The sequence below is a fragment of the Streptomyces sp. NPDC026301 genome (assembly GCF_055567935.1).
This window is the reverse complement of the sequence record NZ_JBVHPN010000008.1, coordinates 199,631-224,235: the sequence shown is the minus strand read 5'-3', so window position 1 is coordinate 224,235 and position 24,605 is coordinate 199,631. Positions and strand designations below refer to the sequence as shown.

Annotated in this window: 18 protein-coding genes; 10 read left to right on the top strand and 8 right to left on the bottom strand. The window is 72.5% G+C overall.

Features of this window, described 5'->3' with window-relative positions; translation table 11 throughout:
* Nucleotides 1–38: 38 nt before the first annotated feature.
* From ACZ4MH_RS16255 to afsR, 6 genes are all read right to left on the bottom strand, one after another.
* Nucleotides 39–398, bottom strand: coding sequence for a DUF742 domain-containing protein (locus ACZ4MH_RS16255; RefSeq protein ID WP_351593959.1), 360 nt, complete (start codon nt 396–398; stop codon nt 39–41).
* Nucleotides 395–823 (bottom strand): roadblock/LC7 domain-containing protein, encoded by a 429-nt coding sequence (locus ACZ4MH_RS16250; RefSeq protein ID WP_351593962.1) that lies wholly within the window; start codon nt 821–823, stop codon nt 395–397. The genes ACZ4MH_RS16255 and ACZ4MH_RS16250 overlap by 4 nt, the downstream gene beginning before the upstream one ends.
* The gene (locus tag ACZ4MH_RS16245) at nt 820–2,394 is read right to left on the bottom strand and encodes an ATP-binding protein (RefSeq protein WP_351593965.1); all 1,575 of its coding nucleotides are present in this window, start codon (nt 2,392–2,394) and stop codon (nt 820–822) included. Before ACZ4MH_RS16245 ends, ACZ4MH_RS16250 begins: the two co-directional genes overlap by 4 nt.
* Nucleotides 2,395–2,585: 191 nt before the next feature.
* Nucleotides 2,586–4,193: a class I adenylate-forming enzyme family protein gene (locus ACZ4MH_RS16240; RefSeq protein WP_351593968.1), complete on the bottom strand. Its 1,608-nt coding sequence runs from the start codon at nt 4,191–4,193 to the stop codon at nt 2,586–2,588.
* Nucleotides 4,194–4,413: 220 nt separating this feature from the next.
* Nucleotides 4,414–4,641: a hypothetical protein gene (locus tag ACZ4MH_RS16235; RefSeq protein ID WP_351593971.1), complete on the bottom strand. Its 228-nt coding sequence runs from the start codon at nt 4,639–4,641 to the stop codon at nt 4,414–4,416.
* Between the two features lie 225 nt (nt 4,642–4,866).
* Entirely contained in the window at nt 4,867–7,812 is a 2,946-nt protein-coding gene (gene afsR / locus ACZ4MH_RS16230; RefSeq protein WP_351593974.1) for an SARP-family global regulator AfsR, read from the bottom strand.
* A gap of 197 nt (nt 7,813–8,009) precedes the next feature.
* Between afsR and ACZ4MH_RS16225 the strand changes: the two genes are divergently transcribed.
* The 7 genes from ACZ4MH_RS16225 to ACZ4MH_RS16195 all read left to right on the top strand — a co-directional run bounded on the left by ACZ4MH_RS16225 (nt 8,010) and on the right by ACZ4MH_RS16195 (nt 17,420).
* Nucleotides 8,010–9,278 (top strand): amidohydrolase family protein, encoded by a 1,269-nt coding sequence (locus ACZ4MH_RS16225; RefSeq protein ID WP_351594020.1) that lies wholly within the window; start codon nt 8,010–8,012, stop codon nt 9,276–9,278.
* Nucleotides 9,278–10,228 carry an LLM class F420-dependent oxidoreductase gene (locus ACZ4MH_RS16220; RefSeq protein WP_351593977.1) on the top strand — a complete coding sequence of 317 codons (951 nt, stop codon included), beginning with the start codon at nt 9,278–9,280 and terminating at the stop codon, nt 10,226–10,228. The genes ACZ4MH_RS16225 and ACZ4MH_RS16220 overlap by 1 nt, the downstream gene beginning before the upstream one ends.
* 30 nt (nt 10,229–10,258) lie before the next feature.
* Nucleotides 10,259–11,044, top strand: a complete 786-nt coding sequence (locus ACZ4MH_RS16215) for an SDR family NAD(P)-dependent oxidoreductase (protein WP_351593980.1) — start codon at nt 10,259–10,261, stop codon at nt 11,042–11,044.
* 119 nt (nt 11,045–11,163) lie between these two features.
* On the top strand, nt 11,164–12,288 hold the full coding sequence (locus ACZ4MH_RS16210) for an LLM class flavin-dependent oxidoreductase (RefSeq protein ID WP_351593982.1): 1,125 nt from the start codon (nt 11,164–11,166) through the stop codon (nt 12,286–12,288).
* Between the two features lie 59 nt (nt 12,289–12,347).
* The gene (locus tag ACZ4MH_RS16205) at nt 12,348–14,087 is read left to right on the top strand and encodes an N-acyl-D-amino-acid deacylase family protein (RefSeq protein WP_351593985.1); all 1,740 of its coding nucleotides are present in this window, start codon (nt 12,348–12,350) and stop codon (nt 14,085–14,087) included.
* A gap of 59 nt (nt 14,088–14,146) precedes the next feature.
* Nucleotides 14,147–15,604 carry an aldehyde dehydrogenase family protein gene (locus tag ACZ4MH_RS16200; protein ID WP_351593988.1) on the top strand — a complete coding sequence of 486 codons (1,458 nt, stop codon included), beginning with the start codon at nt 14,147–14,149 and terminating at the stop codon, nt 15,602–15,604.
* A 247-nt stretch (nt 15,605–15,851) separates the two neighbouring features.
* Nucleotides 15,852–17,420, top strand: coding sequence for an APC family permease (locus ACZ4MH_RS16195; RefSeq protein WP_351593991.1), 1,569 nt, complete (start codon nt 15,852–15,854; stop codon nt 17,418–17,420).
* A gap of 174 nt (nt 17,421–17,594) precedes the next feature.
* Here the strand turns inward: ACZ4MH_RS16195 and ACZ4MH_RS16190 are convergent, their stop codons facing one another.
* Nucleotides 17,595–19,118, bottom strand: a complete 1,524-nt coding sequence (locus ACZ4MH_RS16190) for a CehA/McbA family metallohydrolase (RefSeq protein ID WP_351593994.1) — start codon at nt 19,116–19,118, stop codon at nt 17,595–17,597.
* A 163-nt stretch (nt 19,119–19,281) separates the two neighbouring features.
* On the opposite strand from ACZ4MH_RS16190, the gene ACZ4MH_RS16185 reads away from it, so the two are divergent.
* Together ACZ4MH_RS16185 and ACZ4MH_RS16180 are read left to right on the top strand one after the other, a co-directional pair.
* Nucleotides 19,282–20,106, top strand: coding sequence for an LLM class F420-dependent oxidoreductase (locus ACZ4MH_RS16185; protein WP_351593997.1), 825 nt, complete (start codon nt 19,282–19,284; stop codon nt 20,104–20,106).
* 153 nt (nt 20,107–20,259) lie between these two features.
* A complete protein-coding gene (locus ACZ4MH_RS16180; RefSeq protein WP_351594000.1) occupies nt 20,260–22,914 on the top strand; it encodes a bifunctional FO biosynthesis protein CofGH in 2,655 nt (884 codons plus the stop codon).
* A gap of 56 nt (nt 22,915–22,970) precedes the next feature.
* Here the strand turns inward: ACZ4MH_RS16180 and ACZ4MH_RS16175 are convergent, their stop codons facing one another.
* A complete protein-coding gene (locus ACZ4MH_RS16175; RefSeq protein ID WP_030261803.1) occupies nt 22,971–23,228 on the bottom strand; it encodes a hypothetical protein in 258 nt (85 codons plus the stop codon).
* Between the two features lie 235 nt (nt 23,229–23,463).
* On the opposite strand from ACZ4MH_RS16175, the gene ACZ4MH_RS16170 reads away from it, so the two are divergent.
* The gene (locus tag ACZ4MH_RS16170) at nt 23,464–24,585 is read left to right on the top strand and encodes an ADP-ribosylglycohydrolase family protein (protein ID WP_351594004.1); all 1,122 of its coding nucleotides are present in this window, start codon (nt 23,464–23,466) and stop codon (nt 24,583–24,585) included.
* Nucleotides 24,586–24,605: the final 20 nt, after the last annotated feature.

The following is a 24,605-nucleotide window of genomic DNA, read 5'->3' as shown; positions in this document are numbered from 1 at the left end:
CGGCGCCGCCCGCCGCGCCGGGGCCCGAGAGCGCTGCGCTAGGACTTGAGAGTGCGGAGTCCATCGAGGACCCTCTCCAGAATCTGCCGGTCGATCTGCTCGGCTTCGGGGATGGGGGAACGGGCGTGCAGGTGTCCGGCGTCGACGAGGTCGGCCACCAGTACCTTCACGACACTGACCGGCAGTCGCAGGTGGGACGCGGTCTCGGCGACGGTCAGCGCGCCCGGCCGCAGCAGCGTGAGGAGGCGGAGCGCCTCGGGACGCAGCCCGGCGGGCGCGGTGACGGTCGCGCCGTACAGCACGGTGAGCCGGTCCAGGGTGTTGCGGCTGGGGCGGGCGCGGCCGCCGGTCGCCAGATAGGCCGGTACGAGACGCCGGTTGCTCTGGCGGGGCGTCATGCGGGCGAACCCGCGTCCCGCGGCGGCGAGCTCATCGCCTTCGCGCCCAGCGTGGCGACCTGGACCTGCATCTGGTGCGAGACCACGCCCATGTTGACCTCGGGGCCTGCGAAGACCGCGAGGCAGGTGTTCTCGCCGGCCGGGATGGCGATCACCCAGCCCTCCTCCGACTCCACGACGGTCTGCCGCAGCCGGGCGTCGTCCTGGCCGGTGAACGCGGCGGTCACGGCGCGGCCCGCGCCCTGCAGCGCCGACATCATGGCGGCCACGCCCTCGGCGGCCTCGCGGGCGAGGCCGGGGGAGGAGCCTTCGATGAAGCCGTCACCGGAGATGACGGCCGCGTGCAGGACGTGCGGCAGCTCCAGCAACGGTGCCAGCACCCAGGACTGGTCCTGTGTGACGCGGCGGCGGACGGGGGTGCTCATGCTCGGTCGTTCCCTTCGGAGCGCGGAATTCGGTACTCGGCTTCGGCCCGCCCGGAGAGGGTGCCGCTCTGCAGGGCGGCCCAGCGGGTGGCGGACTCCTGCGGGCTGCGCTCGGCGACGGGTTCTGTACGGGGGAGGGGGCGCTCGGGCTCACCGGCGGGCCGGCGCCTGCGGCGGCGCGGCAGCTCGGTGTCGACCCCGGCCTCCGGCGCGTACGCGGCATCGGCCTCCGGCGCCTGCGCGGTCCCGGCCTCCGGCGTACGGACCGGCTCGGCCTCGGGCGCGCGAGCGGGCATGTGCTCCGGCGCAGGCGCAGGCGCAGGCGCGGAGCCGGCCGCGGGCGCGGCCGACGCCCCCGCCTGCGCCCCCACCTGCGCCCCCGCCACGGGCTCCGTCAGCGGCATGGCCTGCGGCATACCCTGCGACATGGCCTGCGGTACCCCCAGCGGCGTCGAGTGCGCGTGCATCATCTGCGGCGGCAGCGGGGCCATGGCCGACATCGGCTGGGCCGTCTCGTCCATCAGCGTAAGCAGCGGGTCGCCCGGGATGTACACGACGGCCCGGACGCCGCCGTACGGCGAGGACTCGACGTGCACCGTGAAGCCGTACTGGCGCACCAGCTGCCCGACGGCGGCGAATCCGGACCGCGGCGGGTCGCCCAGCTCCGTGATCAGCACCTGCTCCCCGCCGCCCAGCAGCCGCGTCGCACGCGCGATCTCGTCGGCGTGCATGCCGATGCCGTAGTCGTCGACGATGACGGACGCGCCGCGGTTGCCCTGCTGGAGCGTGACGGCGACGGGCAGTTCGTGGTGGGAGTGGTGCAGCGCGTTGGCCAGCAGTTCGGTGAGCGCGATGGCGACCGGCTCGACGGCGCGCGCGACCACGCCCACCGGGTCCCGCAGCAGGTTGCTGACCTGGATGCGCTCGTACCCGCGCAGCCGCGACATCGCGCCGACCACGAGGTCGGCGAGGTGCGAGTCGTCGCGGGTCAGCCCCGGCCAGGCGCCGCAGACCACGCCGGTGGTCTGCACCCGGCGCAGCGCCTGCTCGTTGAGGAAGTCGGCCTGCAGCAGGTCCTGGGCCACGGCCTGGTCGTCGTACCGGTGCTGCATCTCCTGCAGCAGCGTCTGCAGCCGGTACAGCAGCGCCTGGATGGTAGTCGTGGCGCCGCGCATCGCGGCCTGCGCGGCCTCGTCGACCCGGGCCCGTTCCTTGGCGACCGCCTGCGCGAGCTGGTCCATGGCCGAGGTCAGCGACCGGTCCACGTCGGTTCCCGTGAAGCGCGGGTCGCGCAGGCCGCGGACGGCGACGTGCGGGTGGGCCAGCGAGGTGGCGAGCTCGGGGAGCCGGGCCTCGGCGAGGTGGCGGAGTTCGTCCTCCGTGGCGCGCAGCTGGGCGGCGAGCTCGGCGTGGCCGCGCTCGGCGGCGGAGGTGCGGGCCTCGGCCGTGGCCAGGTGCCGGCGCAGGGCCTGGCTGCCCTGCCGGGTGCGGACCAGGAAGAAGATCATCACCACCGCGGCGGCCGTTCCCGCGCTCAGGCACCACAACAGTGTCGCCGGTATGGAAGTCATCGAGGTCCTCGTGTGGGGGGTGGCTTGGCGACGGCGAACGAACACGTGATCGCCGCCGCGATGTTACCCACGAAGTGACCTTTCGCACGGCTAAGTGGGAAAGCGGCATTCCGTGTGGACAAGATCACTCCGATTTACCGGCGGTCACGTCGGATACACCCGGAATGTCCTGCCCCAGTTGTGAACTGCCCTTACTCAGCCGCGAGTTGGTCCGCCGGGCGCGTGTATCGCTCCCGCAGCGCGCCCTTCAGTACCTTGCCCAGCGGGCCGCCGCGCGGCAGCTCGGCCGCGATCTCCAGCTGCTCCGGCAGCTTCTGCGTCATCAGCCCGGCCTGCCGCAGATGACCCGTCAACTCCCGCAGCGTGAGCGTCTGTTCACCGCTGTCCGCGAGCGTGACCACCGCGCACACCCGCTCCCCGCGCTCCCGGTCCGGCAGCCCGATGACCGCCGCCTCCGCCACGGCCGGGTGCTCTCGCACCAGGTCTTCGACCTCCTGGGCCGAGATGTTCTCGCCCTTGCGGATGATGATGTCCTTCAGCCGCCCGGTCAGTACGAGATGGCCGTCCGCGCGCAGGAACCCCAGGTCGCCGGTGTGGAACCAGCCGTCCGCGTCGAACGAGGCGGCCGTCAGCTCCGGGTCCGTGTACCCCTGGCAGACCATCGGCCCCTTGAGCGTCACCTCGCCCGGCTCCCCGGTCGGCAGCGCCCGCCCGTCCGGCCCGGCGATCCGCACCTCGGCGCCGGCCACCGGCCGCCCCACCGTCCGCGACAGCTGCTCGTCGCTGTCGTACGGGGTGCCCATCGCGATCATCGGGCACTCGGTCATGCCGTACCCGTGGAGCAGGGCGCACCCCAGCTCGCGCCCCGCTTCGAAGTACAGCTCGGGCGGCAGTGGCGCGCCGCCGCCGGACAGCAGCCGCAGGGCGGGGATCAGCTTCCCGCCGCTTGCCCGCCGCCGCGACTCCTCCAGGAACGCCTGGTAGAAGGCGGTGCTGCCGCCCGCCATGGTGACGCCGAGCCGCGCGTACGTGTCCGCGGCCGAGCCCGGCGCGAACGTCTCCAGCACCACCGCGGGAAAGCCGCTCACCAGCATCGCGATGACGTAGTCGGGCCCGGCGATGTGCGCGTACGGGAAGGCGATCGACCCGATGTCCGCCGCAGACATCTCCAGCGCGGTCGCCAGGCCCACGCCGCCCGCGATCAGCGAGGCGTCCGTGTGCCGCACGCCCTTCGGGGCGGCCGTGGTCCCGGAGGTGTAGTAGATCCACGAAGTACGCTCAGGCGCGCGCCCCCGCTCGCGCCCGCCGTCCCGCTCCCGTGCGTGCCCCGGCGTGAACTCCGGCAGCGTGCCCGGGTCGCCGTCCGGGAGCCCCGCCTCGCCGCCCACGGTGACCACCCGCGTCCCGTCCGGCGCCACCTTGCGGGCCATCGCCGTGAAGTCGACGTCCCGCCACACCCCCGGTACCAGTACGAACTCCGCCTCCGAAGCGGCGAGTACGTACCCGACCTCGCGCTCCCGGTGCAGATGGACGACCGGTATCTGCACGGCGCCCAGCCGGGCCAGCGCGAGCGAGGCGAGCACCGTGTCGACGCGGGTCGGCAGCTGCCACGCGACCCGCGTCCCGGCCCCGATGCCCAGCTCCCGGAAGCCGGCCGCCGCGCGCAGCGCCCGCTCCCGCGCCTCCCCGAAGGTGACGGTCCGCCCGTCCGGCTCGTAGAACATCGGCGCGTCCGCCGACGCGGCGGCCCGGTACTCGACCAGCTCCCAGAGCGTACGTATCCGACCGGACTCATACACGGCGCGCCTCCCGGCAATGGGCGGGACGGGATGGAACGGAACGGGGTGTGGCGCGACTGTAGCACCGTAACTGACGGAGCGTCAGCTGCCCGGAGTGATCCGATCCCGCCCCCGAAAACGCCGCAGGGACCGGCTTCGACGGCATCCCCTCCTTGCCGTCGAGGCCGGCCCCTGCGATCCCCCGGGTGGTGGCTCAGCGGGCCGTGCGCGTGCTCAGGGCTCAGTGCTCCAGCTTCGGCTCGGCGATGGGCCGGTGGCTGTCCTGGGGCGCGATCGTGCCGTCGCCCGGAACCGGACGCTGGCCGTCCTGCGCCAGGACCTCGTCGCCGATGACGGGCCGGTGGCTGTCCATGGCGACGATCTCGTCACCGATGATCGGCCGGTGGCTGTCGAGCGGCTTGATGATGTCCTTGTCGTCGGTCTGCGGAGCCTTCTTCTCGGTGCTCACAGTGATCAACTCCTGTGTATGGGCGCTTGCGGTCCACCGCCCGGCGACTCCCCCGTGGGTCGCCGGACGGGTGAACCAGGGCCGAACACCATTCGGTGGGGCCGCGTCACCGAGCCGCTTGCCCCCCGAGGCGGCGGTTCGGTACGCAGAAGAGTGACGCGCCGCGATGAACGATCGATAAACGGCGACGATTACCTGGCCGACCTGCGGCGACGGCGGCCGGCTTCAGGCGACGGCGGCCGGCGTCAGGAGCTGCTGCACCTGGGCGCTCTCCGCCGCTCCGAGACGCTCGTAGCTGGACAGCGCCTCCTGCCAGCACACCCGGGCCCGCCCGGTGTGCCCGACCTGGCTCAGCGCACGCCCCAGCGTGGTCAGCGCGTTGGCGCGCCAGAGCTCGCCGCCGACGCCGCGCAGCGCGGTCAGCGCCTGCTCGGCGTGGTTGGCGGCGCGCGCGGGCCGCTGCCCCGCGAGATCGACCTCGGCCAGCCGGAAGTACGTCATGCCCTCCCAGAACGGCTGCCGGCTGTCCTGGAAGATGGTGAGCGCGGCGTTCAGCTGCTGCGCCGCGTCCTCCAGGCGCCCGGCCGCGGTGAAGGCGAGCGCCAGCGCGTACATCCCGTTGGCCAGCCGCCGGGTGGCACCGATGCTGCGGTAGATCGCGACGCCTTCCTCGGCCAGCCCGATGGCGCTGTCCACGCGGCCGGTGTCCAGGTGGACCCGCGAGAGGTTGCACAGCGCGCTGGCCTCGGACTGCTGGTTGCGGTCGTCGCGGAAGGCGACCAGCGCCTGGCTGAGGTACGCCTCGGCGTCCGCGTGCCGCCCCTGGGCGCCCGCGATGATGCCGCGGTCGTTGGGCGCGTAGGACGAGGAGATCGGGTCGTCCGTCGCGAGGCCGAGGAGCATCGCCGACCTGGCGTGCTCGTCGGCGTCGTCCAGCCGCCCGGCCAGGGTGCGGATGTAGGCGAGCGAGGTGTGGATACGGGCCTCGGCGTGCTGGTCGCCGAGGGCGCGGGCGGCGGCGAGCACCGTCGTGTTGGCCTGGTCGTGCTGGCGCGCGTCGGCGCCGGACTCGGCCAGGTCCTTGGTGAGCAGGAGCAGGTCGGCGGCGCGGCGCACGGTGTCGGCGCCGGTGGACTGCTGGGCGCAGGCCAGCAGGCAGCCCGCCTCGCTGAACAGCCACTCCAGTGCCACCGACCGGTCCTCGAACGCCAGGCCCGGATAGCGCGTGCTCTCCATGTGGTCGACCAGCCGGTCGCCCGGGCGCTCCAGGGCGTACATGCGGGCCGCCGAGGACAGGTAGAAGTCCAGCAGGCGGGAGAGGGCGGCGGCGCGCTCGGAGGGCGGGTGCTCGTCGCGCTCGGCGCAGGCACGCACGTAGAGCCGGACCAGGTCGTGGAAGCGGTAGCGGCCGGGGGCCGCCGATTCGAGGAGCGAGGCGTCGACCAGGGACTCGATCAGCTCTTCGGCGGCGTCGACGTCCATGTCCAGCAGCGCGGCGGCCGCGGCGAGCGAGATGTCGGGCCCGTCGGCCAGCCCCAGCAGCCGGAACGCGCGGGCCTGGAGCGGCTCCAGCTGCCCGTACCCCAGCTCGAAGGTGGCCTTCACGGCCAGGTCGCCGGCGCGCAGCTCGTCCAGCCTGCGGCGCTCGTCGGCGAGCTTCCGGGCCAGTACGGACACGGTCCACGTGCGGCGCGAGGCGAGGCGGGACGCGGCGATGCGGATGGCCAGCGGCAGGAAGCCGCAGGCGCCGACGACGTCCATGGCGGCCTTGCGCTCGGCGCCGACCCGCTCCTCGCCGACGATGCGCGTGAAGAGGGTGAGGGCTTCCTCGGGGCTCATCACGTCGAGGTCGATGAGGTGCGCGCCGGCCAGGTCGATCATGCGGGCGCGGCTGGTGATCAGCGCGGCGCAGCCCTCCGTACCGGGCAGCAGCGGCCGTACCTGCGCGGCGTCCCGCGCGTTGTCCAGCAGCGCCAGCACCCGGCGCCCGGCGAGCGTGGAGCGGTACAGCGCGGCCCGCTCGTCCGTGCCGTCGGGGATGGAGGAGTCCGGCGTGCCCAGCGCGCGGAGGAAGGCGCCGAGCACGGCCTCCGGCTCGGCCGGGGTGTGGCCCGCGCCCTGGAGGTCGACGTAGAGCTGGCCGTCGGGGAAGTGCTCGCGTGCCGCGTGCGCCACATGGACGGCCAGCGTGGTCTTGCCGACGCCGCCGATGCCGGTGAGCGCGGAGACCGCCATGACGCTGCCCTCCGCCGTGGCGAGCTGCTCGCCGAGGTCCGCGACGAACGCGGCGCGCCCGGTGAAGTCCGCGACGGTGGCCGGGAGCTGCTGGGGGCGCAGGACGGCGGGGCCCGCGCCGGCGTGCTCCTCCTCCGGCGGCGGACTCGGGGCCTCCAGGCCGGCGTCGGCCCGCAGGATGCGCTGGTGCAGGTCGGCGAGCGAGGCGCACGGGTCGACGCCCAGCTCGGCGGCGAGCAGACGGCGGGTATCGGCATAGACGGCCAGCGCCTCGGCCTGCCGTCCAGAGCGGTACAGCGCGAGCATGAGGAGCTCGCGGAGCCGTTCGCGCAACGGGTGGGCGGCCGTGAGGGCGGTCAGCTCGGAGACCGCCTCGGCGTGGTGGCCGAGGTCCAGGTCGAGGTCGAGGCGGGTCTCGGTGAGGGAGAGCCGCCATTCCTCCAGGCGGGTGCGCTGGTTCTCCGCGTACGGTCCCGGAACGTTCGCCAGCGGTTCGCCGTTCCACACGGCGAGGGCGGAGTCCAGCATGCCGCGGGCGCGGCAGCGGTCGCCGCTCGCGCGGGCCTTCTCGGCCTCGGCCGCGAGTGCCTCGGCGCGGTCCAGGTCGAGGTCGAGCGCGTCCGGCCGCTCGGACCGCAGGGCGTAGCCGCCGGACTCGCTGACCAGCGCGTCCGCGTCGTCGCCGAGCGCCTTGCGCAGCCGGGAGGCGTAGGTCCGCAGGGCCGCGAGCGCGGCGTGCGGGGGCTCGTCGCCCCAGATGGCGTCGACCAGTTCGGCGGCGGTGGCGGTGCGGCCGCCGCGCAGCAGCAGGGCGGCGAGCAGGGCACGCTGCTGCGGGGTGCCGGCCGCGAGCGGCGTGCCGCCCCGCCAGGCCCGTACGGGACCGAGCACGGTGAAGCGGAGCTGCTGCTGCCCCTGCCCCGGACTCTCGTCCATGGTGTCCCCCTGCCTGTGCAACTCATTCGCACCGGCCAGTCTGCCTTGTCGGCGGCCCCTGCGTCAGTAGGGGCCAGGTCTGTGCACAATCCCTCCTCTTGTGATCCGGCGGCCCGGACGGCGGCGCCGGAGGATAATCGTCCGCTTCCGCGTTGCTGACGGGTCGTCAGATCAGCGCTACCGTAAGGCGCATGGCGATGGACACGGAGACCGCGCAGCCGCCGGAGGCACCGGGCACGGCGGAGACCTTCCCCAGGATCATCTCGGTGGACGACCACACGGTGGAGCCGCCGCACGTCTGGCGGGACCGGCTGCCCGCGAAGTACCACGACACCGGGCCGCGCATCGTGCGCGCGCCCCTGAAGGAGATGACCTTCGTGGGCGGGAAGTTCGCCCCGAAGATGGGCGCACCGGGCGAGGACGGCCCGCTCGCCGACTGGTGGATCTACGAGGACCTGCACCGCCCGCTGACCCGCCTGGACACCGCGGTCGGCTACCCGCGGGACGAGATCAGGCTGGAGGGGATCACGTACGAACAGATGCGCCCCGGTTCGTACCGCGTCCCGGAGCGGCTGGCGGACATGGACCTCAACCACGTCCAGTCGGCCCTGTGCTTCCCCACCTTCCCGCGCTTCTGCGGCCAGACGTTCACCGAGGCCAAGGACCGCGAACTGGGGCTGCTCGGGGTGCGTGCGTACAACGACTGGATGGTGGAGGAGTGGTGCGGCCCCGAGGCGCGCGGCCGTCTCATACCGCTCACCCTCGTCCCCCTGTGGGACGCGGAGCTCGCCGCCCAGGAAGTGCGGCGCAACGCTGCCCGCGGCGTCCGCGCGGTCTGCTTCAGCGAGATCCCGCCGCACCTCGGACTGCCCAGCGTCCACACCGATTACTGGGACCCCTTCCTGCGGGCCTGCGACGAGACCGGCACGGTCATCGCCATGCACATCGGCTCGTCCTCGAAGATGCCGTCCACCTCGGCGGACGCGCCGCCCGCCGTCGGCTCCACGATCACCTTCGCCAACTGCTGCTTCTCGATGACCGACTGGCTCATGAGCGGCAAGTTCGACCGCTTCCCGAACCTGCGGATCATGTACGCGGAGGGCCAGATCGGCTGGATCCCGTACATCCTGGAGCGCGCCGACGTGGTCTGGGAGGAGAACCGCGCCTGGGGCGGCGTCGCCGACAAGGTCCACCGCCCGCCCTCCGAACTCTTCGCCGAGCACGTCTACGGCTGCTTCTTCGACGACGCGTTCGGCCTGAAGAACCTCGACGCCATCGGGGTGGGCAACGTCCTGTACGAGACGGACTACCCGCACTCCGACTCCACCTGGCCGAAGTCCAGGGAGGTCGGCGAGGCGCAGATGGGGCACCTGGCTCCGGACGTGATCGACCGGATCGTCCGCGGCAACGCCATCGAGCTGCTGGGCCTGACGGCGGACGGCCTGTGGGCCGGGGCGGGCGCCTGATGGTGTGGGCGCCGGAGGCGGGCCGGCTCGTGTACGGCATGCAGCTGCCCGTCCAGTCCCAGAGCACGCTGTACGCCGAGCCCTGGGAGGCGGGGGCCGGGCCGCGCGACCTGGTGGAGATCGCCATGGCTGCCGACCGGCACGGCTTCGCGTATGTGGCCTGCTGCGAGCACGTCGCGATCCCGCGCCGGCTGGCCGGGGCGATGAGCACGGTCTGGTACGACCCGGTGGCCACGCTCGCGCACCTCGCGGCCGTGACCGAGCACGTACGGCTGCTGAGCCATGTCGCCGTGGTCGGGCTGCGGCACCCGCTGCTCACGGCGAAGCAGTACGCCACCTTGGACCGGCTCTCCGGCGGGCGGCTGATCCTCGGCGTGGGGGCCGGGCACGTACAGGAGGAGTTCGAGGCGCTGGGGGTGGACTTCGAGGGGCGGGGAGCCGTACTGGACGAGACGGTGGACGCTCTGAAAACGGCCCTCGGACCCGAGGAGTTCCCGGTGTTCGCGGGGGAACGGTTCTCCTTCGAGGGGCTGGGCCAGGCCCCGCGGCCCGTACAGACGCCCCGCCCGCCGCTGTGGGTCGGCGGTTCCTCGCCCGCCGCCGTGCGCCGGGCCGCCGAGCGCGGCGACGGCTGGCTCCCGCAGGGCGACCGCAGGGACCGGCTGCCCGGGCAGATCGCCAAGCTGCGGGCGCTGCGCGAGAAGGCGGGCGTGCGCGAGCCGCTGGTGATCGGGGCGATCGTCGAGCCGCTGTACGTGGGCGAGCCCGGCTGGGACACCGGCAAGTGGACGCTCACCGGTTCCCCCGACCGCATCGCCGACTCGCTGCGGGAGTACGCGGCCATCGGCGTACACCAGATCCAGGTGCGCTTCCGCAGCCGCAGCCGCGCGGAGCTCACGGACCAGATGGCGGCGTTCGGGGCGGACGTCGCCCCACTGCTCACCGGTTGACCCGGCCGAGGCGTACCGAGGAGTGCAGGCATGGGCAAGCTCGACGGGCGGGTCGTCGTGATCACCGGGGCGGCGCGCGGACAGGGCGAACAGGAGGCGCGGCTGTTCGCGGCCGAGGGCGCCCGGGTCGTCCTCGGGGACGTACTGGACGAGCAGGGGCGGGCGCTGGCCGACGAGCTGGGCCGGGACGCCGCGCGGTACGTGCACCTGGACGTGACCCGGGAGGAGGACTGGACGGCCGCCGTGGCCGCCGCCAAGGACGCCTTCGGCGGGATCGACGGGCTGGTCAACAACGCCGGCATCCTCCGCTTCAACGCACTGGTCTCGACGCCGCTGGCCGAATTCCAGCAGGTGATCCAGGTCAATCAGGTCGGCTGCTTCCTGGGCATACGGACCGTCGCGCCGGAGATCGCGGCGGCCGGCGGCGGCACGATCGTCAACACCGCCTCGTACACCGGACTCACCGGCATGGCGCTCGTCGGCGCCTACGCCGCGAGCAAGCACGCCGTCCTCGGGCTGACCCGGGTCGCCGCGCTGGAGCTTGCGCCCCGGAACATCCGGGTGAACGCCGTGTGCCCGGGCGCCGTGGACACTCCCATGACCAACCCGGCCGCGCTCGACCCGGCCGCCGACCCGGTCGCCTCCCAGCAGGCGGTGGACGCGCTCTACCGGAAGCTCGTGCCCCTGGGCCGCGCCGGCCGGCCCGAGGAGGTCGCGGCCCTGGCGCTCTTCCTGTCCTGCGCCGACTCCTCGTACATCACCGGCCAGCCGTTCGTCGTCGACGGCGGCTGGCTGGCGGGCGTGAGCCTCTTCTGACGCGCTGACTGACGGTCAGTCAGGTATTGACCCGGCCGGGCGCCGGTGGAACAGTCGACCCATCGAATCTGACAGTACGTCAGAAAACGTGCGTCAGAAACTCAGGGAGGGCAGACCCCTTGGAATTCGGGCTCTTTGTACAGGGATACGTCCCGGCGGCGCGCGCCAAGGCCGACCCCGAGGCGGAGCACAAGGCGCTGATCGAGGAGACCGAGTACGTCATCCAGGCGGACCGCTCCGGCTTCAAGTACGCCTGGGCCTCCGAACACCACTTCCTGGAGGAGTACTCCCACCTCTCCGCCAACGACGTCTTCCTCGGCTACCTCGCGCACGCCACCGAGCGCATCCACCTCGGCTCCGGCATCTTCAACCCGCTCGCCCCGGTCAACCACCCCGTCAAGGTCGCCGAGAAGGTCGCCATGCTCGACCACCTCTCCGGGGGCCGCTTCGAGTTCGGCTCCGGGCGCGGCGCGGGCAGCCACGAGATCCTGGGCTTCATGCCGGGCGTCACCGACATGAACCACACCAAGGAGCTCTGGGAAGAGACCATCGCGGAGTTCCCCAAGATGTGGCTCCAGGACGAGTACGTGGGCTTCAAGGGCAAGCACTGGGAACTGCCGCCCCGCAAGGTCCTGCCCAAGCCGTACGGCAAGGGCCACCCGCCCATGTGGTACGCGGCGGGCTCCCCCTCCTCGTACGCGATGGCCGCCAAGAAGGGCCTCGGCGTCCTCGGCTTCAGCGTGCAGAAGGTCGCCGACATGGAGTGGGTCCTGGAGTCCTACAAGTCGGCGATCAAGGACGCCGAGCCGGTCGGCGCGTTCGTCAACGACAACGTGATGGTGACGTCGACGGCGATCTGCGCCGAGACGCACCAGAAAGCCGTCGAGATCGCGCTGGGCGGCGGCCTCAACTACCTCCAGTCCCTGCTCTTCCGCTACCACGACACCTTCCCGCGGCCCGAGGGCATACCGGAGTGGCCCGAACTCCTCCCCGAGTACACCGAGGAGCTCATCGAGCTGCTGATCGCCGAGGAGCTGATGATCTGCGGCGACCCGGACGAGGTGCTGCGGCAGTGCAAGCGCTGGGAGCAGGCGGGCGCCGACCAGCTGTCGTTCGGGCTGCCCATCGGGATCTCGCCCGAGGACACGAAGAACACGATCAAGCTGATCGGCGGGCACGTGATCCCGAAGATCGACACGGACCCCGTGCACCGCACCACGCGCTTCCGCCGGGCGGCCGGCTGACGAGCCCGTCCCTGAACGCCCGTCTCTGAAAGCCCGTCTCTGAAAGGAGGACCGGCACCATGCTCGACCACCTGATCAAGGGCGCGACCGTCGTGGACGGCACGGGCGCGCCCTCGTACGCCGCGGACGTCGGCATCCGGGACGGCCGGATCGCCGTACTCGCCGAACCGGGCGCGGTCGCCGAACCGGCCCGTACGACCGAGGACGCCGAAGGCCTCGTCCTCGCCCCCGGTTTCATCGACCCGCACACGCACTACGACGCGCAGCTCTTCTGGGACCCCTACGCCACCCCGTCCATGCACCACGGCGTCACGACGGTCGTCGGCGGCAACTGCGGCTTCACCCTCGCGCCCCTGCACCCCGGCCGGCCCGAGGACGCCGACTACACCCGGCGGATGATGAGCAGGGTCGAGGGCATGTCGCTGGTCGCGCTGGAGGAGGGCGCGCCCTGGGACTGGCACACCTTCGGGGAGTACCTCGACGCCCTGGACGGCCGGACCGCCGTCAACGCCGGCTTCATGGTCGGCCACTGCGCGCTGCGCCGCCACGTCATGGGCGCCGATGCGATCGGCGGGCAGCCCACCCCCGAACAGCTCCAGGAGATGCTGCGGCTCTTCCACGAGGCGATGGAGGCGGGCGCCTGGGGCCTGTCGACCACCCAGTCCTCCTCGCACTCCGACGGCGACGGCGCGCCCGTCGCCTCCCGGCACGCAGGCCCCGACGAACTGCTCGCCCTCTCCCGCGCGGTCGCCGACCACGAAGGCACCCAGCTGGAGGCCATCGTCGCCGGCTGCCTCGACCAGTTCTCGGACGCCGAGATCGACCTCTTCGTGGCCATGTCCGCGGCGGCGGGGCGGCCGCTGAACTGGAACGTCCTCACCATCGACGCCGCCGTACCGGAACGGGTGCCGCGCCAGCTCCTCGCCAGTGAACGGGCGCGCAAGGAAGGCGGCCGGATCGTCGCCCTCACCATGCCCATCCTCACCCCCATGAACATGTCCCTGGGCACCTTCTGCGCCCTCAACCTCATCCCCGGCTGGGGCGAGATCCTGGGACTCCCGCTGGACGAACGGATCGCCGAGCTGCGCGACCCGGCCGTACGCGAGCAGATGCTGCGCCGCGCGCAGAGCAAGGAGGCAGGGGTCTTCCGGCGGCTGGCGGACTTCGGGCGGTACGTCATCGGCGACACCTACTCGGCGGAGAACGAGGGCCTCACCGGGCGAGTGGTGCGGGACATCGCCGCCGAACGCGGCCAGGACCCCTTCACTTGCCTCGTCGAGATCTGCGCCGCCGACGACCTCCGTACCGTCCTGTGGCCCATGCCCACCGACAACGACCCGGCCAGCTGGGAGCTGCGCCGCGAGACCTGGGAACACGAGGACGTCCTGCTCGGCGGCTCCGACGCGGGCGCCCACCTGGACCGGATGTGCGGCGCGCCGTACACCACCCGCTTCCTCGGCGACTGCCTGCGCGGCCGCCGGCTCGTCGGCCTGGAGCGGGCCGTGAAGATGCTCACCGACGACCAGGCGCGCCTCTTCGGGCTGCGCGACCGCGGCCGGATCGCCGAGGGGTACCACGCCGACCTGGTCCTCTTCGACCCCGAACGCATCGACGCGGGGCCCGCCACCCTCGTACACGACCTGCCCGGCGACAGCCCCCGGCTCGACTCCCGCGCACTGGGCGTGGTGAGCGTACGCGTCAACGGCGTGCAGACCCTCCGCGACGACGCGCTGACGGGCGCCGTGCCCGGCACGGTACTGCGCTCGGGACGGGACACGGAGACGGTGAGCACCCGGTGAACGGAGACGGTGAGCACTCGGTGACGGGCGGGGAGCGGCCGTTCAGCGGTGAGCATCCTGTGACGCGTGACGAGCGGCTGTTCATCGGGGGCCGGTGGGTGGCGCCCGAGCTCGGTCACTACGAGGTGATCGACCCGGCCACCGAGGAGGTCGTGGGGCTCGCCCCCGAGGCGAGCCGGGAACAGGTGTACGCGGCGGCCGCGGCGGCCCGCGAGGCGTTCGACGCCTGGTCGCGCACCGCCCCCGAAGAGCGCGCCCGCGTCCTGGCCCGCACCGCCGAGATCATCCGGGCGCACGCCGGGCCGTACGCCGAACTCGCCCGCGCCGAGTCCGGCGCCACCACCGCCACCGCACGCGGCATGCAGGTCGCGGTGGGCGCCGCGCGCTTCGAGCGGTACGCGCGCGGCGCCCTGGAGCCGGTCGAGGAGGCCCTGCCGCCGCAGATCAACGAGGCCGGGCCGATGGGGAAGGCCGGGGTGCTCGGCGCGCTCGCCGTCCGCCGGCCGGTCGGCGTCGTCACCTGCATCACCTCGTACAACAACCCCTGGGCCAACCCGGCGGGCAAGATCGCCCCCGCCCTCGCCATGGGCAACACCGTCGTCGTCAAGCCCGCGCCGCAGGACCCGCTGTCGGTCTTCCGGATGGCGGAGGCGCTCGCGGAGGCCGGAGCGCCGCCGGGCGTGGTGAACGTGGTGACCGGCTCGCGCCCCGAGGCGGGCGAGGCCGCGGTCGAGGCGCCGGACGTCGACATGGTCAGCTTCACCGGCAGTACGGCGGTCGGCCGGGCCATCGCGGAGGCGTGCGGCCGCGGCATGAAACGCCGGCTCATGGAGCTGGGCGGCAAGGGCGCCGCGCTGGTCTTCGACGACGCCGACCTGGCGGCGGCCGTCGCCGGCATCGGCACCACCTTCTCCTTCTACAGCGGCCAGATCTGCACCGCGCCCACCCGGGTGCTCGCCCAGCGTGGCGTGTACGAGCGACTGGTCGACGGGCTCGCGCGGTACGCCGGGGCCCTGAAGGTCGGCGACCCGCGCGCGAAGGACACGGTCGTCGGGCCGGTCATCTCGGCGGCCCACCGGGACCGCGTCGAGGCGTACGTCGCGCTCGGCCGCAAGGAAGGCGCCCGGCTGGTCACGGGCGGCGAGCGGCCGGCTCTCGACCGCGGCTGGTACGTCGCCCCCACCCTCTTCGCCGACTGCACCCCCGACATGCGCGTCGTCCGGGAGGAGATCTTCGGCCCGGTCGTCTCCGTCCTCCCCTTCGACGACGAGGAGGAAGGCATCGCGCTCGCCGACGACAGCGAGTACGGACTGATCGACTACGTCTGGTCCGGCGACGTGGCCCGCGCCTTCCGGGTCGCGCGCCGGCTGCGCGCGGGCGGCGTCGGCATCAACACCGTCGGCCGCAATATGGAGGCCCCCTTCGGCGGCTTCAAACAGAGTGGCGTGGGCCGCGACGTCGGCTCCTACGCCCTGCGCGCGTACGGCGAACTCCAGTCGCTCGTCTGGCCGGGATGACCCGTAAGCCGACTCGCCGAGTCCGAATAGCGGACACCCAAGGGAAAATTTTGAACCTCAACAAAACGGACATGGCTGCGGTTCTCGTAATGCGGAATTCAACAATTGGACCTTGCTGTTCCGTGGTACTGAGCTCCAAGTCCCATCGAATGAGAGGGAGGAAGATCAATCTCCCTCCATAAGCAAGGTTCAAGCCGCGGAGTCCGATCATCCGGATACGAATACAGCAGGGCTTAACGTCCTGTTCATGGTTCAGGTAGACCCCCGGCCCCCGGCCGGAGACACGGTGACGAGCGTCAATGGCGACGCATCGGGCGAAACCCGCAGCAAGGGCCTCAGCGGTAATTCCGTCGGCCTGCTCGGCAGCGCCGTCATCGGTGTGTCCACCGTCGGCCCCGTCTACTGCCTGACCTCGACCCTCGGCCCCACCGTGGGCGAGGTCGGCCTCCAGATGCCCGCCGTCTTCCTCGCGGGCTTCCTGCCGATGCTGCTGGTCGCCTTCGCGTACCGCGAGCTGAACAAGGCCGTACCGGACTGCGGTACCTCCTTCACCTGGACGGTGAAGGCGTTCGGGCCCCGCGTCGGCTGGATGTGCGGCTGGGGACTGGTGATCGCGACGATCATCGTGCTCTCGAACCTCGCCGGCGTCGCCACCTCCTTCTTCTACCTCCTCCTCGGACAGCTCACGGGCAGCGACTCCATCGCCGCGCTGGACGGCAACAAACCCGTCCACGTCCTGACCTGTCTGGCCTTCGTCGCCATCGCCACCGCGATCAGCTACCGCGGCGTGACCACCACCAAGGGCCTGCAGTACGCGCTGGTGGGTCTGCAACTCGCCGTGCTGGTCGTCTTCGTCGCGATGGCGATCGTGAAGGCCAAGGCCGGCGACTTCGCCGGCTCCATCGACTTCCACTGGTCCTGGATGAACCCCTTCGAGGTCAAGTCCTTCGGATCCTTCACCGCGGGGCTCTCCCTCTCGATCTTCATGTTCTGGGGCTGGGACACCTGCCTCACCGTGAACGAGGAGACCTCCGGCAGCGAGAAGACCCCGGGCCGCGCCGCGATGCTGGCCATGGTCGTGCTCATCGGCTCCTACCTGACCACCGCGGTGGCCGCGCAGATGTTCTCCGGCGTCGGCACCAAGGGCCTGGGCCTGGGCAACCCCGCCACCTCCGACAACGTCTTCGCGACCCTCGCCGGACCCGTCATGGGCTCGGCCCTCGGCGTGCTGCTCTTCGTCGCCGTACTCGCCTCGGCCGCCGCCTCGCTGCAGACCACGTTCATCCCGGTCGCCCGCACGGTCCTGGCGATGTCCACGTACGAGGCGCTGCCTGCCTCCTTCGCCCGCATCCACCCGCGCTTCCAGTCCCCGGGCCGGGCCACCATCGCGGCGGGCGTCGCCACCGGCGTCTTCTACGCCGTGATGACCTTCCTCAGCGAGAACGTCCTCGTCGACACGATCTACGCGCTCGGCCTCATGATCTGCTTCTACTACGCGATCACGGCCTTCGCCTGCGCCTGGTACTTCCGCGCCGACCTGCGCAACTCCGCCCGCGACCTGATCTTCAAGGGCATCTTCCCGGCGCTCGGCGGCCTGCTGCTGACCGGCGTCTTCGTGAAGACGCTCGTCGACATCTGGAACCCGGCCTACGGCACCGGCAGCTCCGTCTTCGGCATCGGCTCGGTCTTCGTCATCGGCGTCGGCCTCCTCGTCCTCGGCCTGATCCTCATGCTGGTCATGCAACGCCGCAGCCCGGCATTCTTCCGCGGCGAGATCCTCACGCGAAGCACCCCGGCCCTCATAGTCGAAGACTGACCCCGGGGAGCCCTTTCCCCTTCCCCTTCCCCTTCCCCTTCCCCTTCCCCCTTGCTCCTCCCCGGGGGCCCTCCCCCTCCCCCCCCCCGCCCCTCCACCCTCCGCCTGTCGAACGTCTCTCAGCCGTCCCTCAGCCGCTCCCCAGTCGCCTTTCAGTCACCCCTCAATCGCCCCTCAATCCCCCCCCAAGAACACCGGATTCGTCATCGCCGCCATCGGGCCCGGCCAGGCCTGTGTGGTGGCTGGGTGGCGGACCTCTGCGCGGATGTAGGCGGCGTTGTCCGGGGTGGTGCGCCAGGTGAGCGTGCCGGAGCCGGAGGGCGGCAGGGGGGCCGTGCGGCGTGTGCCCTGGTCCGTGACGAAGGAGACCGTGCAGCCGGGGGCGCCGGTGACCTCCAGGCGGGCGGTCACCGGGGATGTGCGGCCCACGCGGAGGCGTTCACCTATGCCGGCGTGCGCGCCGCTTTCGCCGGTGACGGAGAAGGTGAGGCCGACCCGCGCCGACTCGGCGATCCAGACGCGGCCCGCGCGTATGCCCGACAGGATCGCCTGGCGGGAGAGGTCCTCGGCGAGGACGACCGTCTGCGGCAGGCCCACGACGTCCGGGTCGCGGTGGGCGTCGCTGTGGCCGACGGCCGGGAGCCAGGCGCCGCGGCCCTGGGCGTGCGCGACCAGGGTGTTGTCCCACTCGGCGAGGGTGACCTCGTCATCGGGGGTGTACGGGCCGTTCCACACCTCCACCGCGTCGGCCTCGTTCAGCCCGAACTTCCAGTTGCAGCCGATGCATGTGGCGTGCGGGTGGGCCGGGATGACCAGGCCGCCGGCCCGGCGCGCCGCGCGGGCGTACTTCCCGAAGGCGTTGTCCCGGGCGCGGTACCGCCAGTCGAGGAAGACGCCCGGGTCGGTGCCCATCGCGACGACGTGGCCGTTGCGCGTGGTGATCTCCTCGCCGGTGAGGATGAGCAGGTCGTCGCCCCACAGGCCCTCCCACGCGCCGTGCGAGGAGGTGGTGTTGTGCTCGGTCGTGGTGAGGAAGTCCAGTCCCGCCGCGCGGGCGAGCGAGGCGATCTCGGCAGGAGTGCGCCTGCCGTCGGAGTGGATGCTGTGGAGGTGGTTGTCGCCTCTGTACCAGGCCCGTCCGCGGCCCTTGGCGCGCTGCGGTGGGTACACCGGCTTCGGGGTCTCTCCGGACGCGCCGTACCGCAAGGTGACCGTGATCTCGTACCGCAGGCCCTGGGGAGCGACCGTGTACGGGCCGAGGGCGATGTGCCAGGTGCCGGGCCGGACCGGGCCGGGGAGATAGCCGGGCGTCGCGGCGTCGGCGCGGAGGAAGAACTCCGAACGTGCGCCGCCCGACCAGCCGCGGAAGCCGGCGCCGCCCAGCTCCGTGCCGCGCTGGTCGAAGATGCCGATGTCGCAGGCGTTGCCGTTGGTCCCCTCGGGCACGGGCGGCTTGTCGTACGTGTACGAAACGGCGATCTCGCGGACGCCGGGCGGGACTTCCACGGGGACGTACACGAAGTCGGGGGCGCCGGTCGGGAGATGGCCGGAGACGGTCCGGCTCTCGTCCGCCGGTCCGCCCGACCCGCCCGGCCCGTCCGTGCGCCCCTCGGCGCCCGCGAAGCTCACGGGGCCGAGCGTAAGGGCTCCCGCCGCGCCCGCGACGGCGCCGAGTCTCAAGATGTCACGCCGGTCCATCGCCCCTCCTCCGCCAGTGTCTCCGGACGTTTTTCGCGTCATGTGAAAACTGTTGTACGCGTGTGTGACACGACGCGAAAGGCCTGTGGATAACTCGGCGACGGTGCGGCAACATGCGCCCACACGCCCTTGAACGGGACAGCCGACGCGGAGGGACGCCGCCATGCGGATCGCGACCACGATCTTCCTCACCGACGAGACGATCCGGCCGGTGCGGCTGGCCCGCGAGCTGGAACAGCGCGGGTTCGCCGGCCTGTACCTGCCCGAGCACACCCACATCCCGGCCTCCCGCGACACCCCGGCGCCGATGGGCGAGCCGCTGCCGCGCGAGTACGGCCGCACCCTCGACCCGTTCGTCGCGCTCGGCCAGGCCGCCGCCGTCACCGAACGGCTGGCGCTCGGCACGGGCATCACGCTGGTCGCCCAGCACGACCCGATCGGCCTCGCGAAGCAGGTCGCCACGCTGGACTTCCTCTCCGGCGGCCGGTTCACGCTGGGCGTCGGCTTCGGCTGGAACGTGGAGGAGGCCGCCGACCACGGGGTGGAGTGGTCGTCGCGGCGGGCGCTCGCCCGGGACCGCATCGCGCTGATGCGCGCGCTGTGGGCGGACGAACCGACCGCGTACGAGGGGCGCTTCGGATCCGTGCGGGCGAGCCAGGCGTACCCCAAGCCGGTGAAGGGCGCGCCGCGCATCTTGGTGGGCGGCGGAGCCGGGCCCACGCTGTTCGCGCACGCTGCGGAGTACGCGGACGGGTGGCTGCCGATCGGCGGGCGGGGGCTGACGGAGGCACTGCCGGAGCTGCGCCGGGTGTGGGCCGAGGCCGGGCGCGAGGGCGAGCCGGTCGTCGTCCCGTACGGCGTGCGGCCCTCGGCCGGGAAACTGGCGCACTTTCAGGAGCTGGGCATCGACGAGGTGGTGGTCCAACTGCCGGCGGCGGGGGAGGGCGAGGTACTGCGGGCGCTCGACGCGTACGCGGAGTACCTGTGAGCGGAGTACCTGTGAGGCGTGGGCGACGCAGGGGTGGCCCGATGTCTGCCCGGACGGTAGTCGGAGGGAACCTCCGTATGGCGTGATCATCCGCACACAAAACGGTCTCCGCGGCCCGTCGGCCGCCCTGGCACCCGCTCGTATCCTCGGAGGATGACTTCCAGCCCGCAGGGATCCGAGCAACCGCCCCAGGGACCCGAGCAGCCTCCGCAAGGAAACCGGCGCCCCGCGCCGACCGCGAACGCCATGCGCCGGGCGCTGAGGCGCGCGCGGGACGGCGTGGCGCTGGACGCGGCCGAGGCGGCCGTCCTCCTCCAGGCGCGCGGCGAGGACCTGGACGATCTGTGTGCCTCCGCCGCCCGGGTACGGGACGCGGGGCTCGACGCCGCGGGCCGCCCCGGCGTCATCACGTACTCCAAGAGCGTCTTCATCCCGCTCACCCGTCTGTGCCGCGACAAGTGCCACTACTGCACCTTCGTCACCGTGCCCGGCAAGCTGCGCCGCGAGGGGCACGGGATGTTCATGTCCCCGGACGAGGTCCTGGACATCGCCCGCCGCGGCGCCGAACTGGGCTGCAAGGAGGCCCTGATCACCCTCGGGGACAAGCCCGAGGACCGCTGGCCCGAGGCGCGCGAGTGGCTGGAGGCCGAGGGGTACGACGACACGCTCGCCTACGTACGTGCGATGGCGATCCGCATCCTGGAGGAGACCGGGCTGCTGCCGCACCTGAACCCGGGCGTCATGTCCTGGACGGACTTCCAGCGGCTCAAGCCGGTCGCGCCCTCGATGGGCATGATGCTGGAGACCACCGCCGAGCGCCTGTGGAGCGAGCCGGGCGGTCCGCACTACGGGTCGCCCGACAAGGAGCCCGCCGTACGGCTGCGCGTCCTGGAGGACGCCGGGCGCAGCTCTGTACCGTTCACCAGTGGGCTGCTCATCGGGATCGGTGAGAACTACGAGGAGCGCGCGGAGTCGCTGTTCGCGCTGCGCCGTGTCTCCCGGGCGTACCACGGCATCCAGGAGCTGATCATCCAGAACTTCCGCGCCAAGCCGGACACCGCGATGCGCGGCATGCCGGACGCGGAGCTGGACGACCTGGTCGCCACGGTCGCCGTCGCGCGGCACATCCTGGGCCCGTCCGCCTGCCTCCAGGCGCCGCCCAACCTGGTGGACGCGGAGTACGGGCGGCTCATCGGGGCCGGCATCGACGACTGGGGCGGCGTCTCGCCGCTCACCCCGGACCACGTCAACCCCGAGCGCCCCTGGCCTCAGATCGAGGAGCTGGCCGAGCGGTCCGCCGAGTGCGGCTTCCAGCTGAAGGAACGCCTCGCGGTCTACCCGGAGTTCGTGGTGCGCGGCGAGCCCTGGCTGGACCCGCGGCTGCTGCCGCACGTCCGGGCGCTCGCCGACCCGGAGACGGGCCTCGCGCGCGAGGACGCGGTGGTCGAGGGGCACCCCTGGCAGGAGCCGGACGAGGAGTTCTCGCTGCACGGCTCGGGCCGGACGGACCTGCACCGCACGATCGACACCGAGGGCCGCACCGGCGACCGCAGGAACGACTTCGACGAGGTGTACGGCGACTGGGAGGCGCTGCGCGAGGCGGCGGCCCCCGGGATGGTGCCCCAGCGCATCGACACCGACGTACGGGCCGCTCTGCGGCAGGCGGCCGACGATCCGACGAAGCTCACGGACGACGAGGCGCTGGCCCTGCTGCACGCCGACGGGCCCGCCCTGGACGCGCTCTGCGGCATCGCCGACGACCTCCGGAAGGCGACGGTCGGCGACGACGTCACGTACATCGTCACCCGCAACATCAACTTCACCAACGTCTGCTACACCGGCTGCCGGTTCTGCGCCTTCGCGCAGCGCCGTACGGACGCCGACGCGTACACCCTCTCGCTGGACCAGGTGGCCGACCGCGCGCAGCAGGCGTGGGAGGTGGGCGCCACCGAGGTGTGCATGCAGGGCGGCATCCACCCCGACCTGCCCGGCACCGCGTACTTCGACATCGCGCGGGCGGTGAAGGAGCGCGTCCCGGGGATGCACGTGCACGCGTACTCGCCCATGGAGGTCGTCAACGGCGCGACGCGTACGGGGATGTCGATCCGCGAGTGGCTGACGGCCGCCAAGGAGGCGGGCCTGGACACCATTCCCGGTACGGCCGCCGAGATCCTCGACGACGAGGTGCGCTGGGTGCTGACAAAGGGGAAGCTGCCCACCGCCACCTGGGTGGAGGTCGTCAAGACCGCCCACGAGCTGGGCATCCGCTCGTCCTCGACGATGATGTACGGGCACGTGGACCAGCCCCGGCACTGGCTGGGCCACCTGCGGCTGCTGGCCGAGATCCAGCGGTCGGCGCTGGAGAAGAACGTCGAGGGGTTCACGGAGTTCGTGACGCTGCCGTTCATCCACACCAACGCGCCGGTTTATCTCGCCGGCATCGCCCGACCGGGGCCGACCTCACGCGACAACCGTGCGGTGACCGCGATGGCGCGGCTGCTGCTGCACCCGTACATCCCGAACATCCAGACCAGCTGGGTCAAGCTCGGCACCGAGGGCGCGGCCGAGATGCTGCGCTCGGGCGCCAACGACCTGGGCGGCACGCTCATGGAGGAGACGATCTCCCGGATGGCGGGGTCGAGCTACGGCTCGTACCGGTCGGTGCGCGACCTGGTCGCCATCGCCGAGGAGGCCGGGCGGCCGGCCCGGGCGCGCACCACCACGTACGGCGCGGTGCCCCAGGAGCGCCAGGACGCGGCCCGCCGCTCCGACGGACACCTGCCGGAGCTGCTGCCGGTACTGGACTAGCCCGGAGCCGGTACGGGGCCTCCGGAGCGTCTCCGGAGGCCCCCGACGGCCCGTTCTCATCCCTCCCCGCTGTGCTCCGTTTCGTGCTGGAGGATGCACTGCTGCCAGCGTGCGAGGGCCTCGGCCCGGTCGCCCCCGGCGTCCTCCGCCGCGGTGATGAGCGCGTCGGCGGCCATCGCCGCGAGCCGTACGGCGATGTGGCAGGTGTCGCGCTGGGGGAGCGGGCGCAGCAGCTCCACCGCCCCCTCGCTGTCCCCCGCCAGCGCGCACGCGACGACGGCCATGGTCGTGCGGTCCCACTCGTACTCGGACATGGTCGGAGCATGCCCACACCAGGGGCGGAGGATGACTCCTGCGCCGATATTGCGCAGGTGACCGGAAAGTTCCGGTAACGATCAAAAGCCGCCTCATGGTCGCCTCTTCGCATTCCCTTCCTGCCCACTAGTGGCCGAAACCCTGTCGATTACAGTGCCCTGCGTCAGCGAGCGTCAGAAGGGCGTCGGGAGCGGCAGCACGGGTCCAGGAGGGCACAGTGCCAGGAGGGACACAGTGAGCGCAGCGGGCGGCGGGAACGCCATCTGGGGCCGCGCCGAGCAGCAGGACTTCCGCAGCCGGGTGCGCGGCTGCCTGCTGGGCGGGGCGATCGGCGACGCGCTCGGCGCGGGCGCCGCGCACGCCTCGCTCGACGACCTCCGCCAGGCACACGGCACCGAAGGGCTCACGGACTACGCCGTCGTCTTCGGCCGGCGCGGTGCCATCACGGACGCCACCCAGCTCACCCTCTTCACCGTCGACGGCCTCATACGGGCCCAGGTGCGCCGCGACACCGGCGCCTGGCACCCGCCCACCGACCTGTACCGCGCGTACCGGCGCTGGGCCGTCACGCAGCACGACTGGGGCCCCGACGAGCGCCGTACCGACGACGGCTGGCTGGCCCGCGAGGAGTGGCTGTACGCCCGCCGCGACCCGGCCCGCGAGTGCCTCGCCGGCCTCGGCGACGGCGTCATGGGCACCCTGGACGCGCCTCGCAACCCGCAGGCGAACGGGGGCGGCGCGGTGATGCGCTCGGCCCCCTTCGGGCTGCTGGTCGGCTGGGAGCCGCAGCTCGTCTTCCAGCTCGCCGTGGAATGCGCGGCGCAGACCCACGGCCACCCCACCGGCTACCTCGCGGCCGGCGCGCTCGCCGTCATCACCCACTCCCTCGCCCGCGGCGAGGACCTCGACAGCGCCGTCCAGAAGGCGCTGGCGCACCTGGCCACCCGTCCCGGCCACGACGAGACCACCGACGCGCTCAAGCGGGCGCTGGGCGCCGTACGGCAGGGCATGCCGACCCCCGCCCGGGTCGAGTCGCTGGGCGAGGCCGGACACGCCGGCAGCGCGCTGGCCATCGCCGTGTACTGCGCGCTGGTCGCCGAGGACATCCGGCACGGGCTGCTGCTCGCGATCAACCACGGCGGTGCCTCCGACCTCACCGGCGCGATGTGCGGCAACCTCCTCGGCACGCTGCACGGCGAGACGGCGCTGCCGCCGGTCTGGCTGGTCGAGCTGGAGGGACGCGCCACCACCCTCCAGCTCGCCGACGACTTCGCCATGGAGATGACCCAGGGGCCCGCGCTCCACGGCCCCGGCAACTCGGCACCGGGGTGGCTGGCGCGGTACCCGAGGGCCTGAGTCGTAGCGCTGCCCTTACG